This is a genomic window from Micrococcaceae bacterium Sec5.1, assembly GCA_039636795.1.
GTDB lineage: Bacteria > Actinomycetota > Actinomycetes > Actinomycetales > Micrococcaceae > Arthrobacter.
Window position 1 is genome coordinate 1986003 of the sequence record CP143430.1, and the last position, 13821, is coordinate 1999823.

Sequence of the window (13821 nt, forward strand, 5' to 3'; positions counted from 1 at the left end):
CAGAATGCAGCACGAGCAGCTCACCCCGTTCCCCGAGGACTTCCTCTGGGGAGCCTCCACCTCCGCATATCAGGTGGAGGGCGGCTGGGACGCCGACGGCAAAGGCCCGTCGGTGATCGACATCCACATGCACCGGCCGGACGGCGTCACGGACTTCACCGTGGCGGCCGGCCACTACCACCGCTACGCCGAGGACGTGGAGTTGTTCTCGGAGATGGGTCTGAACGCCTACCGCTTCTCCATCGCATGGACCCGGATCGTCCCGGACGGCGACGGCGCGGTGAACCCGGCCGGCGTAGCGCATTATCATCGGGTGATTGACGAGCTCCTGGCCAAGGGCATCGAGCCTGTCGTGACCATGTACCACTTCGACCTCCCCGCGGCGCTGGACGCCAAGGGCGGCTGGTCGGAGCGGGCCACCATCGACGCCTTCGAGCGTTACGCCCGGGTACTTTTTCAGGAGTACGGCTCCAAGGTGAAGTACTGGCTCACCATCAACGAGCAGAACATGATGATCCTGCACGGTCGCGCCATCGGGACCACCGGACGCAGTGGCCAGGTGGGAGGAAAGGAGCTTTATCAGCAGAACCACCACATGTTCCTGGCGCAGGCGCGGGTCATGGTGCTTTGCCATGAGCTGCTGCCAGAGGCGAAGATCGGGCCGGCCCCGAACATCGTGTCCGTCTACCCGGCCACCTGCGCGCCGGAGGATATCATCGCGGCGGATGACTGGGATGCCATTCGCAACCTGCTCTACGTGGACCTGTCCGTCCGGGGCAGGTACCACAATCTGGCGTGGGCCTACCTCTGTGCCAAGGGCTGGGAGCCGGAGATCCTGGATGGCGATCTTGAGCTGCTGGCTGCGGCCAAGCCGGATTTCCTCGCGTTCAACTACTACTCGACTCAGACGGTCGGTGCGTCCCGTGGGGACTCCTCGGACATCCAAGTGCGGGGTGGGGACCAGCAGATCGTGCGGGGCGAGGTGGGCCTCTATCGTGCGGTAAAGAATGAGCATCTGCCCGTCAATGCCTTCGGCTGGGAGATCGACCCGGTGGGGTTCCGCACCACTATGCGCCGCCTCTGGGACCGCTATCAGCTGCCGCTCATCATCACCGAGAACGGGCTGGGTGCCTTTGACGAGCTGGTGGACGGCAGGGTGCGGGACGATTACAGGATCGAGTTCCTGCGCCTGCACCTGGAGCAGATCCGGCTGGCCATCAGCGACGGCGTGGACGTGTTCGGCTACTGCCCGTGGACGGCGATCGACTTGGTGTCCACGCATCAGGGCATCTCCAAGCGGTACGGCTTTATCTATGTGGACCGCACGGAGGATGATCTGAAGGATCTGGCGCGCGTGCGGAAAGACAGCTTCTTCTGGTACCAGGGCATCATCGCTTCCGGTGGCGAGTCGCTCTCCGCCTGAGGCTCCGGCGGGATCCCGCCGGGCTGTGGTGCGGGGCAGAATCCGCCCCGCACCACCACCATGATTTTTTGACGGAAGGAACGGTGAGACGTGCAAGTCAAGCGCGTGCTCAACAACAACGCGGTGCTGGCGGTCGATGTCGACGGCAAGGACCTCGTGGTGATCGGCCGCGGCCTCGGGCACGGCCGCAGGCCAGGTGACCAGATCTCCCGCGAGGTGGCGGATCAGGTCTTCGTTGCGGCGGAGAACGCCAATCTGGAACGGCTCGCCCGCTTCCTGGATGACATCCCTCTGGACTGTCTGAATGCAGCCGGCGAGGTCGCGGAGCTGGCGCAGAAGCGGCTCGACCTGCGGGTCAGCCAAGCCCTGGTGGTGCCGCTCGCGGATCACCTCAGCTTCGCCGTCGAACGGCTGCAAGAGGGGATCCCCGCCCAGTTCCCGCTGGTCTGGGAGGTCTCCCAGCTTTACCCGAAGGAGCTGGCCACGGGACGCGAGGCGTTGGGCCTGGTGGAGGCGTCGCTGGGGGTGAGGCTGCATGACGACGAGGCGGTGGCCCTGGCCATGCACTTCGTGAACGCTCAGTTCGCCACGCCCGGCATGGAGAAGGCCATGCAGATGACTGGTGTCATCGCGCAGGCATTCGCGCTGGTGGATAAGACTTTCGGCTTCACCGTGGACCAGCAGTCCATGAACGCGGCACGCTTCGTCACGCATTTGAGATACCTGTTCAGCCGAGTCGCCTCGGGCAAACAGATCTCCGAGAAGTCCTCCGTGCTGGTGGACGCGATCATTCAGAGCCACCCGGAGGCCGTCGTGTGCTCCGCCAAGATCCAGTACCTCCTGGAAATGGGACTGGACACCAGCCTCACCCGGGACGAGGTGGCATACCTGGCCTTGCACGTCGCACGCCTGGTAGCGGACGTGAGTGAATACCGCTAGAGCCCGGATGCGCCGTTCCCCTGAGCCGGGGCTGTTTGCGTTCCCGGGACGCGTATTCGTTCCCCACGCACGGCGCGAAAATGTTGGCCCCGGGCACGCGCTAAAGTTAACAAGCACGTCATTCACCCTAAGGAGGGCCGTTGGGACTCTTGGAAACCATCAAGGATCCACAGGACCTGGCCAAGCTGTCCGGCCAAGAGCTGGAACAGCTGGCCGGCGAGATCAGGGACTTCCTGATTACCAACGTAGCCGCTACCGGTGGACACCTGGGTCCCAACCTCGGCGTCGTCGAGCTCACGCTTGCCGTACACCGCATCTTCGAGTCTCCCCGGGACAGCGTTGTCTTTGATACCGGGCACCAGTCCTATGTCCACAAGCTCCTCACGGGCAGGCAGGACTTCAGTACTCTGCGCCAGCAGGGCGGCCTCTCGGGTTACCCGGACCGCGCCGAGTCCGAGCACGACATCGTCGAAAGCTCCCACGCTTCCTCGTCCTTGTCCTGGGCGGACGGCATTTCCCGCGCCCGGCAGTTGACCGGCGAAGGCGACCGGTTCGTCGTCGCGGTTGTAGGTGACGGTGCCCTTACTGGTGGCATGACCTGGGAAGCCATCAATAATATTGCCGCTGATAAGCGGCGCCGCGTGGTGATTGTGGTCAACGACAACGGCCGCTCCTATGCACCGACTGTGGGCGGTTTTGCCGACTACCTGGCATCGCTGCGCCCCACCATCGACACTTTGCGGACCACACCGGCTTATGAGCGGATGCTTGACTGGTGGAAGAAGAAGCTCCAGGACGGCGGTCCGGTAGGCCAGTTCACCTACAAGAGCCTGCACGCCATGAAAAAGGGCATCAAGGACTGGTGGGCGCCCCAGGGAATGTTTGAAGACCTGGGCATGAAGTACATCGGTCCGGTGGACGGACACAACCTCCAAGCCATGGAGCACGCTCTCAGCACGGCCAAAGCCTACGGTGGCCCGGTGATCGTGCATGCCATGACGGAAAAGGGCCACGGATATGCTCCCGCCCTTGCCAACGAGGCCGATCAGTTCCACGCTGTGGGAATCATTGATCCAGAGACAGGTGAGCCGACCGAAAGGCCCGGCGCCAGATCCTGGACCTCGGTCTTCGCCGAGGAAATCGCCGACATCGCTGATGAGCGTCCTGACGTTGTCGGCATCACCGGGGCAATGCTGATACCCGTTGGTCTGCACAAGTTTGCGGAGCGCCATCCTGAACGCGTTATCGACGTCGGTATCGCCGAACAGCATGCGCTCACGTCTGCTGCCGGGATGGCCTTCGGTGGCCTGCACCCGGTGGTGGCGGTTTATGCAACCTTCCTGAACCGTGCTTTCGATCAGCTCCTGATGGATGTAGCACTTCACAAGGCAGGGGTCACCATTGTCCTGGACCGTGCAGGCGTTACAGGACCGGACGGTCCCAGCCACCACGGCATGTGGGACATGGCGATGGTCCAGATTGTCCCAGGACTCCATTTAGCCGCTCCGCGCGACGCCACCCGGCTCAGGGAAGAACTGCGCGAGGCGGTCGCCATCAATGACGCCCCCACCGTGGTGCGGTTCTCCAAGGGCAGCGTCGGCTCTGAAGTGGAGGCCATTGAGCGGCTCCACGACGGCGTGGATATCCTGGCACGCCGTCCCGAGGGTTCCACCGAAAACGACGTCCTCATCATCAGTGTTGGCGCGATGTCCGAGCTCGCCCTGGATGTCGCCGGCCGTCTTGGCGCCCAGGGAATCAGCTCAACGGTGGTCGATCCCCGCTGGCTTCTGCCTGTGCGCAGATCAATCATCGCCCTTGCCGCCCGGCACCGCCTGGTCATCTGTATCGAAGACGGCGTCCGCGCCGGCGGCGTGGGTTCACGCATCCGCCAGGAAATGCGCGCAGCAGGCGTTGATACAGCTTTGAACGAGGGCGGCTTGCCTGTTGAGTTCCTGGTGCACGGATCCAGGAGCCAGGTCCTGGAGCGCGTCGGGCTTACGGCCCAGAAAATAGCCCACGACATCGTAGCGCAGGTCCTGGGGACAAAGGTCCCCTTTGCGCGGCCCCTGCCAGGTCAGGAACACCCCACCACCGGCAGTCTGCCCAAGCTGTGAGTCCCGATCGCGAACCGGGCTCCCTGCAGCCCGGCGACCTCGTGGTGGCGAGAAACAGGAAGTGGAACGGCAAGGCGCACTGGGTTGTACCCGGCCGCTACTTGGGTGAGGACATCCACGGCTGGTGGATTTTCCAAGGCGCGGGGGAGTTCTGTTCTCGTCCCGGTGCTGCCTTCTACACAGCCTCGGATGCAGTCCTGCTGGTACCGCGGACCGGCGAATTCGTGGCCACTTTCTATGACGACACCTACCCGGGTGACTTCCGGATCTACGTAGACCTGGCAACCGGTCATGGATGGAACACCATCAGGCCAGGCGTTACCGAGTTCCACATGATCGATATGGACCTGGACGTCATCCGATCCACCCTTCACGGTGTGTTCGTCGATGACGAGGATGAGTTTGAGGACCACAGGGCAGGCATGGGATATCCCGCAGAAATCGTGGAAACCATGCGTGCGGAGTGCGCAGCCCTTCGTGAGGGAGTGGAGGCCATGAAGGCTCCATTCGACGTCGAGGGCACCAGCAACACCAGTGCAGAGTGGTTCAGGAAAGGACGAACATGAGCGGCATTATCCGCGCATACAAACGCGACGACGAGGGAGTACTTCACTTCCGTGAAGCCTGGTACGACGACGACGACCACCAGTTCGTGATCAATCACGGCGTTGTGGGCCACCAAAGCAAGACCGATGAAACAGACGTTGACGACGACACTTCGGTAGACGGTTTGATGGCGGCTTTCGCTGCCCAGTGTGAAGAGGATGGATACGCCGAGATCCCGGAGTCCGAGCAGTTCTGGGTGGTTGCACAGTTTGCGCTGAAGACCAAGGACGGCACTGAACGTGACCGTCACTTTGAGCGCAAGGCAAAGGCCGCGCTCACGGGCGAACTGGCTTGGCGAGGACTGGGAATCGTGGACCGCACGGAGATCGGAAACTCGCGTCTGAACGTTTTTTGCCTGTGCCCGGATGTCAACAAGGCCGTCAATGCCATCAAGATCTGCGTTCGCAATGAGGACCTGGATTTCACCAAGCTCTCCATCGCAGCGGCTCCGCACAGCGACCCCACCGCATTCCGCGTGAAGCACTCGCCCAAGCAAGGTGTGGGCTTTACCCTCTAAGTAGGACCTAACGCACTCAGGAGGGATGTTCCATGTCGTCCAAGAGCAATTGGCCCGGACATACGCCGCTACCCAAGGGCCTTGCGGCGCCGGCAAAACGCGCCCTGGCCCACGAAGGCATCGAAACTTTGGAACAGCTGGCTGAGTTTGGCGAACAGAAGGCCTCCAAGCTCCACGGCATGGGGCCGGTAGCCATTGCCCAGCTCGAGGAAGCAATGGAGGAATCCGGCATCACTTTCGGCTCGCGCTAACATCGGCCATAGTCCCCGGAAGAGCGTTATAGGCTGGGTTCCATGACTGAATATCGACGCCTTGGCCACTCCGGACTGACCGTCTCAGCTGTAGGGCTGGGTTGTAACAACCTGGGACGCGCCAACACTCCCACGGAGTCGCAGGAAGGCACGGATGCCGTTGTCCGCGCCGCGATCGATGCCGGGGTGACGTTCTTCGACGTCGCAGATGTTTACGGCCGGGAGCCTGGCCTCAGCGAGGCCATGCTGGGCAAAGCGCTGAAGGGACATCGCGACGACGTCGTCATCGGTACCAAGTTCGGCATGGATATGCACGGGGCCAATGGCAACGACTTTGGTGCGCGCGGTTCGCGGCGCTACATCCTCAAGGCGGTTGAAGCCTCGCTGCGCAGGCTGGGTACGGAGTGGATCGACCTCTACCAGTTCCACACCCCGGACCCACAGACGCCCATTGAGGAAACCCTTGCAGCGTTGGATGTCCTGGTCACCAGCGGCAAGGTCCGCTACATCGGTCACTCGAACTTCGCTGGGTGGCAGATCGCCGAAGCCGAGTACGTTGGGCGGCAGTCTGGAGGGGTTCGCTTCATTTCAACCCAGAACCACTACAATCTGCTGGACCGCCGGGCCGAGCTCGAGGTCATTCCGGCAGCCAGCGCCTTCTCGCTTGGTGTGCTTCCGTATTTCCCCCTGGCCAATGGCCTGCTCACAGGCAAGTACTCCGCCGGCCATGCCCCCGAGGGTTCCCGCCTGAGCCATACACGGACCAATCTGGTGCATGATGCCGATTGGCAGCAGCTGGGCCGCTTTGGTCAGTTCGCCAAGGAACGGGGCATCACCGAACTCCAGCTGGCATTCTCGTGGTTGGCAGCCCAACCCGGCGTCAGCAGTGTCATCGCTGGAGCGACGCGTCCGGAGCAGATTCGTGAGAACGCGGAAGCAGTGTGCTGGGTCCCTAGCCAGGAGGAGCGCGAGGAACTGGACGAGATCTTCCCGCGTGCTCCCAAGGTGGCACTCTTCTAGACACAAAAGGCTTGGAAACGCAGGAAGGGCAGTGGCGCGGGCTTTCGCTCTTACCACTGCCCTCTTTCTTGCCGCTTTAGGCCGGGGCGGAGGCGACGCCGGGTGCCAGGAAACGCTTGCCATTGACGCGTTCAGCGGCGCCAACGCGGTCCAGGTAGGGAGTGATGCCGCCCAGGAACATGGGCCAGCCCGCACCCATGATGACGCAGAGGTCGATGTCCTCAGGCCCGGCAACCACGCCTTCTTCAAGCATCAGTCCGATTTCCTCGGCCAGTGCGTCCTGGGTTCGCCGCAGCACTTCCTCGCGTGTGGAGGGAGTGTTACCGAAGGACATGATGGCCAGAGTCTCAGCCGGGATGACTGGCTTTCCGTCCGGACCGGGGACCCAGAGGGACTTTACGCCGTTGTCGATGAGCTTCTGCAGGTTCTGTGAAACGGGGAAACGGCCTCCGAAGGCATTATGGAGGGACTCCTGCACATGCTGTGCGACCGGCAGTCCCACCATGGCGCTCAGGGTGAAGGGAGTCATCGGCAGGCCCATGGGACGCAAAGCGGTGTCTGCCACTTCGGCGGGGGTGCCTTCGTCGAAAGCGGCGATGACTTCGCCCATGAGGCGGAGCAGGATGCGGTTTACGACGAACGCCGGCGCATCCTTAACCAGGACGGCAGTCTTCTTCAGGCCCTTGGCGAGCTCAAAAGCAGTAGCCAGTACGGCGTCGTCAGTCTTTGGCGCCCTGACAATTTCCAAGAGCGGCATGACGGCAACAGGGTTGAAGAAATGGAAGCCCACCAGCCGCTCCGGGTGCCGTAGGTCCTCGGCCATGGCGGTTACGGACAGCGAGGAAGTGTTGGTGGCGAGGATGCACTCGGGGGAGACGATCTCTTCCACTTCGGCGAAGACTTGCTTCTTGATGTGCAGCTCTTCAAACACGGCCTCGATGACGAAATCGGCATCAGCGAAGACTGCCTTGGACACCGAACCGGTGACGAGCGCCTTGGTCCGGTTGGCGGCGTCGGCCTTGATTCGCTTCTTTGCCAGCAATTTGTCGACCTCTGCGTGGACGTACGCGACGCCCTTGTCTACCCTGGCCTGATCGATGTCGGTCATGACGACCGGCACCTTGAGCTGGCGGGCGAAAAGTAGCGCCAGCTGGCTTGCCATGAGCCCCGCGCCTACCACGCCTACCTTGGTGACCGGGCGGGCCAGCTTCCGGTCCGGTGCGCCTGCAGGCCGCTTGGAGCGCTTCTGCACGAGGTCCAGGAAAGCGTACACGGTGGAGCGGAACTCATCCGTCTGCATCAGGCCGGCAAGGGTCTCACATTCCAACTCCGCCGATTCGCCTTGGCTCATGGTGCGATTTGCCTCCATGATGTCCAGCACCTTGGCGGGCGCGGGCGAAGCATTGGAGGTCTTCGCCTCAACAAACGCACGGCCTGCGGAAACCGCCGCAGCCCAGCGGCTGGCGACGCCTTCGTCCGAGGGGTCGACGGCGTTCTTCCGCACTGGGGTTTCTTTGCCGGTAATGACACGGGCAGCCCACGCAAGGGACTGCTCCACGAAGTCGGCCGGCTCGAAGATGGCATCGGCAATACCGAGCTCAAACGCTTCCGGGCCAGTGAGTGTGCGGTTGTTGCTGAGCGGGTTCTCGATCATTACCTTGACGGCGTTTTCGGGTCCGATCAACCGGGGGAGAATGTAGACGCCGCCCCAGCCCGGAACAAGGCCAATAAACGCCTCAGGCAGTGCGAGGGCGCCTGCGCCGGTGGAGACGGTCCGGTAGGTGGATTGCAGGGCGATCTCGAGTCCGCCGCCGAGCGCCAGACCATTGATGAAGGCGAAGCTGGGCACCCCGAGGTTGGCCAGGGTGGAGTACACAGCGTGTCCAAGCTGGGCCATCCACAGGCCATGCTCGCGTTCTTTGAGGGTCTTCACGGCAGACAAGTCTGCGCCGGCCACCAGGAAGTATGGTTTGCCGGTCACACCGACCCCTACGATTTCACCCTTGGCGGCACGCTCCTTGAGTCCATCCAGGACTTCGCCCAATTCCACCAGGGTGTTTGGCCCCAGCGTGGTGGGTTTGGAGTGGTCCAGTCCGTTGTCCAGGGTGATTAAGGCAAAGGTGCCTGCACCGCCTGGAAGCTGGATGTCCTGGACGTAGGAATGCGTCACGATCTCGTCGGGGAAGAGGGAGGCGAGCTTCTGGAATTCTGTGGCGCTCATGCGGCGGCTCCTTCTGTACTGGTCTGGAGGGACGATTCGAAGTCAGCGTGGTGTGGGTTCTCCCAAATCACCGTGGCGCCCATGCCCAGGCCGATGCACATGGTGGTGATGCCATAACGGACCGAGGGGTCTTCCTGGAACTGCCGGGCCAGTTGGTTCATCAACCGAACGCCTGAGGAAGCAAGCGGATGTCCGACGGCGATCGCCCCGCCATAGCGGTTGACCCGGGGGTCGTCATCCGCGATGCCGAAGTGATCAAGGAAGCTCAGGACCTGTACCGCGAAGGCCTCGTTGATCTCGAACAATCCGATGTCCTCGATGGCGAGGCCCGCGTTTTTGAGGGCCTTTTCCGTGGCTGGCACGGGACCGATTCCCATGACTTCCGGTTCCACTCCCGCGAAGGCATAGGAGACCAAGCGCATCTTCACGGGCAGGCCCAATTCCGCAGCGGCTTCCGCCGAAGCGAGTACCGCAGCGGTGGCGCCGTCGTTCAAGCCTGCTGCGTTGCCCGCCGTAACCCGCCCATGGGCCCGGAAGGGGGTACGCAGTTCGGCGAGATCCTCCACCGTGGTTCCCGGCCGGGGTGGCTCATCGGTGGTGTGCAGCGCCCAACCCTGCCCTGGCTTCATGGTGGCCACGGGGACGAGGTCGTCCTGGATCTGCTGGCGGGAATACGCTTGGGCGAGTTTCGCCTGCGAGGCGGCCGCGTAGGCGTCCGTTCGGTCCTTGGTGATGGCCGGAAAGCGGTCGTGCAAATTCTCGGCCGTGTTGCCCATATTCAGCGCTGCGGGATCCACGAGCCGCTCTGACATGAAACGCGGATTGGGGTCGGCGCCGGACCCCATGGGGTGGTTTCCCATGTGCTCCACGCCGCCGGCAATGACGACGTCGTACGCGCCGAAGCCGATGCCACTCGCCGTCGTCGTTACTGCTGTCATGGCTCCAGCGCACATGCGGTCGATTGCGAAGCCGGGCACCGTGCGGGGAAGGCCTGCCAGAAGGGCCGCCGTCCTGCCAATGGTGAGGCCTTGATCGCCGGTCTGGGTTGTCGCGGCGATGGCTACCTCGTCAATGCGGTCAGCAGGCAACGACGGATTGCGGCGCATCAGTTCGCGGATGCACTTTACGACGAGGTCATCAGCGCGCGTACCCGCGTAGATGCCTTTCTCGCCGGCTTTACCGAAGGGTGTCCGCACACCATCCACGAACACGACGTCGCGGACGCTCCTCTGAGCACTGCGTGATGGACTCATGTGTTAACTCCTCGTTGAGACATGGTGCCGGATTCCGCAGAGCGGTCTCCGATTGGCATTAATGCAATGTTACTCGTGAGTAACTTAGGGTGCAAGGTCGATAGGTGCAAGGTGGTTAGGATGCAAGATGCTGCGGATGCCTGACATGTCCCGGGACGCAAAAGGCCCGCCACCTCGAACCGAAGTTCGGGTGACGGGCCCAGGGGCAAGGTAATGAATCAGTCGGAGTCCTTGGATTGCTGCTCTGCCCTCGACTTGGACTCCTTGCCGGGGAGCGGCTTTGGGTTCAAGCATGCCTCAGTCAGGATGGGCGCTGCGAAGGAGATTTGCCATTCCCGCGCACCCAGGGTGCGTAGCTCATCGGCTATCGATTCCAGTGAAACGTCCGACGGCGGCCGCCACGCCACGCGGCGGAGGTAGTCCGGGGTGAGCAGGTTCTCGATAGGTAGCTTGAGTTCGTCGGCCTTTTCCTGGAGCGCGGGGCGGGCTGTGGCAAGGCGTGCGGCAGCTGCCGGATCCCTGTCCACCCATACGCGTGGCGGGGGCGGCGCGTTGGTGGCCAAGTGCAGGGGAGGCAGATCCGTGAGCGTGCGGGCTGTGGTTATGCACCGCAGCCATCTGGGGGCTTCGCGCTGGGCTGACCTGCCATGGAAGCCTTTGGTGGCCAGGAGCTGGGGAACGGTGGTGGGAAGCGCCTTGGCTGCTGCGACGAGGGCGGAATCGGGGATGAGCCGTCCGGGAGCGACGTCACGCTTGCGGGCCAGTTGGTCCCGCTCCTCCCACAGTTCCCGAACGGCGGCCAGCTGGCGGCGGTCACGGATCTGGTGGAGTCCGGATGTCTTCCGCCATGGATCCACCCTTGGGGGTGCGATACCGGCAGCAAGGATTCCCTCGAATTCCTGCTCGGCGAATCCGAGCTTGCCGTCGGCCTGAAGAAGTTCGATGAGTTCTTCGCGGAGTTCAGCCAGGACTTCGACGTCGAGGGCAGCGTAGCGCAGCCAAGGCTCCGGCAGCGGCCGTGTTGACCAGTCTGCGGCGGAATGTTCTTTGGCGAGACCGAACCCAAGCAGCTGTTCGATGACGGCAGCGAGCCCGACGCGAGGGAGTCCGGCCAGCCTGGCCGCAAGTTCGGTATCGAAGAGTTTGTCCGGCCACATGCCCAGCTCGGAAAGGCAGGGAAGGTCCTGGGTGGCAGCGTGCAGGATCCATTCGACACCGCGCAGCGCATCATTGACGATGTTCAGGTTGTCAAACGGTTCGGGGTCAATCAACCAGGTGCCGGCTCCTTCGCGCCGGATTTGTACGAGGAAGGCGCGCTGGCCGTAGCGGAATCCGGAAGCGCGTTCGGCGTCGACGCCAGCCGGCCCGGTTCCGGCCGCAATAGCCGCGGCACATCGCTCCAGGCCTGCCAAGGTATCGATGACCAGGGGCACGCCTTCGCGCGGGGTATCAAGATCGATGACTTCAGGGATGTGGCTGTCGAAGCCTTCAACTTTGATGTGGGTGGTGGGATCAGCAACCGGATCGCCGGTTGTGGTTTTATCCAGGTTTTCAGGGGTCATGGTGGCTTAAGCTTACCGATTCCTGCTGCGGCAGGCCCTTGTGGACGAATTCAGGGCAATCAATTGAGCCTCCTGTTGGGTAGTCCGGTAACGCCCGGCGGCAAGGGGGGCAGCCCGGCGAACGTACAAACCATGTCAGACCAGGCCTCCAGGTGCGCTTGCACATTTGCCGTGGCAGGAGTCCAGGAGGCACGCAATTCGATATCTATCGTGTCGGGGCGATCGGACAGGGTGCCGAAGCTCTCCGAAAGAATCCTTGTTGCAGTACCTCCCGCAGCGCGGTACTGGGCAGCATGGTTTTCAAGGGCTTCCACCAGCCAGGTCCACGCGACGGAACCCAGCATGGTGTCATTTCCCATCTCGGCGTCCATCTGGGCGCGGATATAGGTGACAATCCGGAATTCGCCTTCCCATACTGCCGAGCCGTCGGGGTCGTACAGCAGGATGAAACGGCCGGTAGCCAGCTCGTCGTCCTCTTCATCCGGAGGGCTGGCGTTCTGCTTTTCGGCGAAGGCTTTGGCTGCAGGGCCGTGGACCGGAATTTGGCGGGTGGCTGCCGTCGGGCTGAAGACTTCCGCTCCAAGGGCCACAGCGTATGGTGCCAGACGGGCGGGCGCAGGGATTTCGTCCAACCGCAGTTCGCTGCGGCATTGTGCTTTTCGTAGCGATCCCAAGGCGGAAAGAAATTCCGAGGGAACCTGGGCGAGGGCGTTCACCATCGCAGATTATGCGTCCGGGGCAGCGAATCCCTGTAGGCTCGCCGCCCCGGACAATTCCTTGTTCACTTGTTAGCCGGCCGCCAAATCGGTGGCAAGCTCCCGCTTAATGGCGGCGACGAAGGCGTCGATATCTTCCTCCGTGGTATCGAAGGAGCACATCCATCTGACTTCACCACGGGCAGCGTCCCAATCGTAAAAGGCGAAGGATGAGCGCAGGCGGTCGGCGACTCCGCCGGGCAGAATCGCGAAGACGCCGTTCGACTGTGTGGCCTGGGTGGGCTCCACGCCGTCGATACCCTCGATGGCCGAGCGCAGGCGTGCTGCCATCGCGTTGGCGTGGGCAGCTGACCGTAGCCACAGTCCGTCCTCCAGCAAGGCGATGAATTGCGCCGAGATGAAGCGCATCTTCGAAGCCAGCTGCATGTTCATTTTGCGAAGGAATTTCAGGCCGTCGGCGGCTTCAGGGTTGAGGGCAACCACGACTTCACCAAAAAGCAGTCCGTTCTTGGTGCCGCCGAACGACAGGATGTCCACACCGGCGTCGCGCGTGAACGTACGCAGGGGAACGCCAAGGTGTGCTGCCGCGTTTGCCAGCCGCGCTCCATCCATGTGCAACTTCATGCCTTTGGCATGGGCGTGATCGGCGATGGCCCGCACTTCTTCAGGGGTGTAGCACGTGCCCAACTCGGTGGTCTGGGTAATGGAGACAACCAGGGGCTGAGCGCGGTGCTCATCGCCCCAGCCCCAGGCTTCGCGGTCGATCAACGCAGGCGTGAGTTTTCCGTCTTCGGTGGGTATCTGCAGCAGCTTGATACCGCCAACCCGCTCGGGCGCACCATTCTCGTCCATGTTGATGTGCGCCGTGGAAGCGCAAATGACGGCACCCCAGCGGGGAAGGAGCGATTGCAGGGACAGGACGTTGGCGCCTGTGCCGTTGAAGACCGGGAAGGTTTCGATGCCGCTGCCGAACTGCTGTTCCAGGACCTCCTGGAGCCGGGCGGTGTAAACGTCCTCACCATAGGAGACCTGGTGGCCTCCGTTGGCTGTAGCCAGAGCAGCGAGGACCTCGGGGTGGACTCCCGAATAATTGTCCGAAGCAAAGCCTCGAACCGAGGGGTCGTGGAGTTGGCCGTGGCCGGTTGTGGCGGTGGCGCTGTGGAGCGCCTCTGTTGTGCTCGTCACTGGTTCATTCACGC

Annotated in this window: 12 protein-coding genes; 7 read left to right on the forward strand and 5 right to left on the reverse strand. The window is 62.7% G+C overall.

Features of this window, described 5'->3' with window-relative positions; genetic code table 11:
- Positions 1-4 precede the first annotated feature (4 nt).
- From VUN82_09145 to VUN82_09175, 7 genes are all read left to right on the forward strand, one after another.
- Positions 5-1423 (forward strand): glycoside hydrolase family 1 protein, encoded by a 1419-nt coding sequence (locus VUN82_09145; GenBank protein XAS73982.1) that lies wholly within the window; start codon positions 5-7, stop codon positions 1421-1423.
- Positions 1424-1513: 90 nt separating this feature from the next.
- Entirely contained in the window at positions 1514-2362 is an 849-nt protein-coding gene (locus VUN82_09150; protein XAS73983.1) for a PRD domain-containing protein, read from the forward strand.
- 140 nt (positions 2363-2502) lie between these two features.
- On the forward strand, positions 2503-4476 hold the full coding sequence (dxs, locus tag VUN82_09155; GenBank protein ID XAS73984.1) for a 1-deoxy-D-xylulose-5-phosphate synthase: 1974 nt from the start codon (positions 2503-2505) through the stop codon (positions 4474-4476).
- The gene (locus VUN82_09160) at positions 4473-5042 is read left to right on the forward strand and encodes a DUF402 domain-containing protein (protein ID XAS73985.1); all 570 of its coding nucleotides are present in this window, start codon (positions 4473-4475) and stop codon (positions 5040-5042) included. The genes dxs and VUN82_09160 overlap by 4 nt, the downstream gene beginning before the upstream one ends.
- The gene (locus VUN82_09165) at positions 5039-5599 is read left to right on the forward strand and encodes a hypothetical protein (GenBank protein ID XAS73986.1); all 561 of its coding nucleotides are present in this window, start codon (positions 5039-5041) and stop codon (positions 5597-5599) included. The genes VUN82_09160 and VUN82_09165 overlap by 4 nt, the downstream gene beginning before the upstream one ends.
- A gap of 32 nt (positions 5600-5631) precedes the next feature.
- Entirely contained in the window at positions 5632-5850 is a 219-nt protein-coding gene (locus VUN82_09170; protein XAS73987.1) for a hypothetical protein, read from the forward strand.
- 42 nt (positions 5851-5892) lie between these two features.
- Complete coding sequence (locus VUN82_09175) at positions 5893-6870, forward strand: aldo/keto reductase (protein ID XAS73988.1); 978 nt, start codon at positions 5893-5895, stop codon at positions 6868-6870.
- Between the two features lie 76 nt (positions 6871-6946).
- On the opposite strand, the gene VUN82_09180 is transcribed toward VUN82_09175, so the two are convergent.
- From VUN82_09180 to VUN82_09200, 5 genes are all read right to left on the reverse strand, one after another.
- Positions 6947-9091: a 3-hydroxyacyl-CoA dehydrogenase NAD-binding domain-containing protein gene (locus VUN82_09180; GenBank protein ID XAS73989.1), complete on the reverse strand. Its 2145-nt coding sequence runs from the start codon at positions 9089-9091 to the stop codon at positions 6947-6949.
- The gene (locus VUN82_09185; protein ID XAS73990.1) at positions 9088-10344 is read right to left on the reverse strand and encodes an acetyl-CoA C-acyltransferase; all 1257 of its coding nucleotides are present in this window, start codon (positions 10342-10344) and stop codon (positions 9088-9090) included. Before VUN82_09185 ends, VUN82_09180 begins: the two co-directional genes overlap by 4 nt.
- Positions 10345-10562: 218 nt before the next feature.
- Complete coding sequence (locus VUN82_09190) at positions 10563-11906, reverse strand: HRDC domain-containing protein (GenBank protein XAS73991.1); 1344 nt, start codon at positions 11904-11906, stop codon at positions 10563-10565.
- Between the two features lie 59 nt (positions 11907-11965).
- Entirely contained in the window at positions 11966-12625 is a 660-nt protein-coding gene (locus tag VUN82_09195; GenBank protein ID XAS73992.1) for a DUF3000 domain-containing protein, read from the reverse strand.
- 69 nt (positions 12626-12694) lie between these two features.
- Positions 12695-13807, reverse strand: a complete 1113-nt coding sequence (locus VUN82_09200) for a low specificity L-threonine aldolase (protein ID XAS74653.1) — start codon at positions 13805-13807, stop codon at positions 12695-12697.
- Between the last annotated feature and the right edge of the window lie 14 nt (positions 13808-13821).

What these genes read in the sequence shown, in the direction of transcription:
- VUN82_09180 (XAS73989.1), bottom strand. Translation starts at nt 9,091, where the DNA reads ATGAGCGCCACAGAATTCCAGAAGCTCGCCTCCCTCTTCCCCGACGAG.
- VUN82_09170 (XAS73987.1), top strand. Translation starts at nt 5,632, where the DNA reads ATGTCGTCCAAGAGCAATTGGCCCGGACATACGCCGCTACCCAAGGGC.
- VUN82_09175 (XAS73988.1), top strand. Translation starts at nt 5,893, where the DNA reads ATGACTGAATATCGACGCCTTGGCCACTCCGGACTGACCGTCTCAGCT.
- VUN82_09145 (XAS73982.1), top strand. Translation starts at nt 5, where the DNA reads ATGCAGCACGAGCAGCTCACCCCGTTCCCCGAGGACTTCCTCTGGGGA.
- VUN82_09195 (XAS73992.1), bottom strand. Translation starts at nt 12,625, where the DNA reads ATGGTGAACGCCCTCGCCCAGGTTCCCTCGGAATTTCTTTCCGCCTTG.
- VUN82_09165 (XAS73986.1), top strand. Translation starts at nt 5,039, where the DNA reads ATGAGCGGCATTATCCGCGCATACAAACGCGACGACGAGGGAGTACTT.
- VUN82_09185 (XAS73990.1), bottom strand. Translation starts at nt 10,344, where the DNA reads ATGAGTCCATCACGCAGTGCTCAGAGGAGCGTCCGCGACGTCGTGTTC.
- VUN82_09190 (XAS73991.1), bottom strand. Translation starts at nt 11,906, where the DNA reads ATGACCCCTGAAAACCTGGATAAAACCACAACCGGCGATCCGGTTGCT.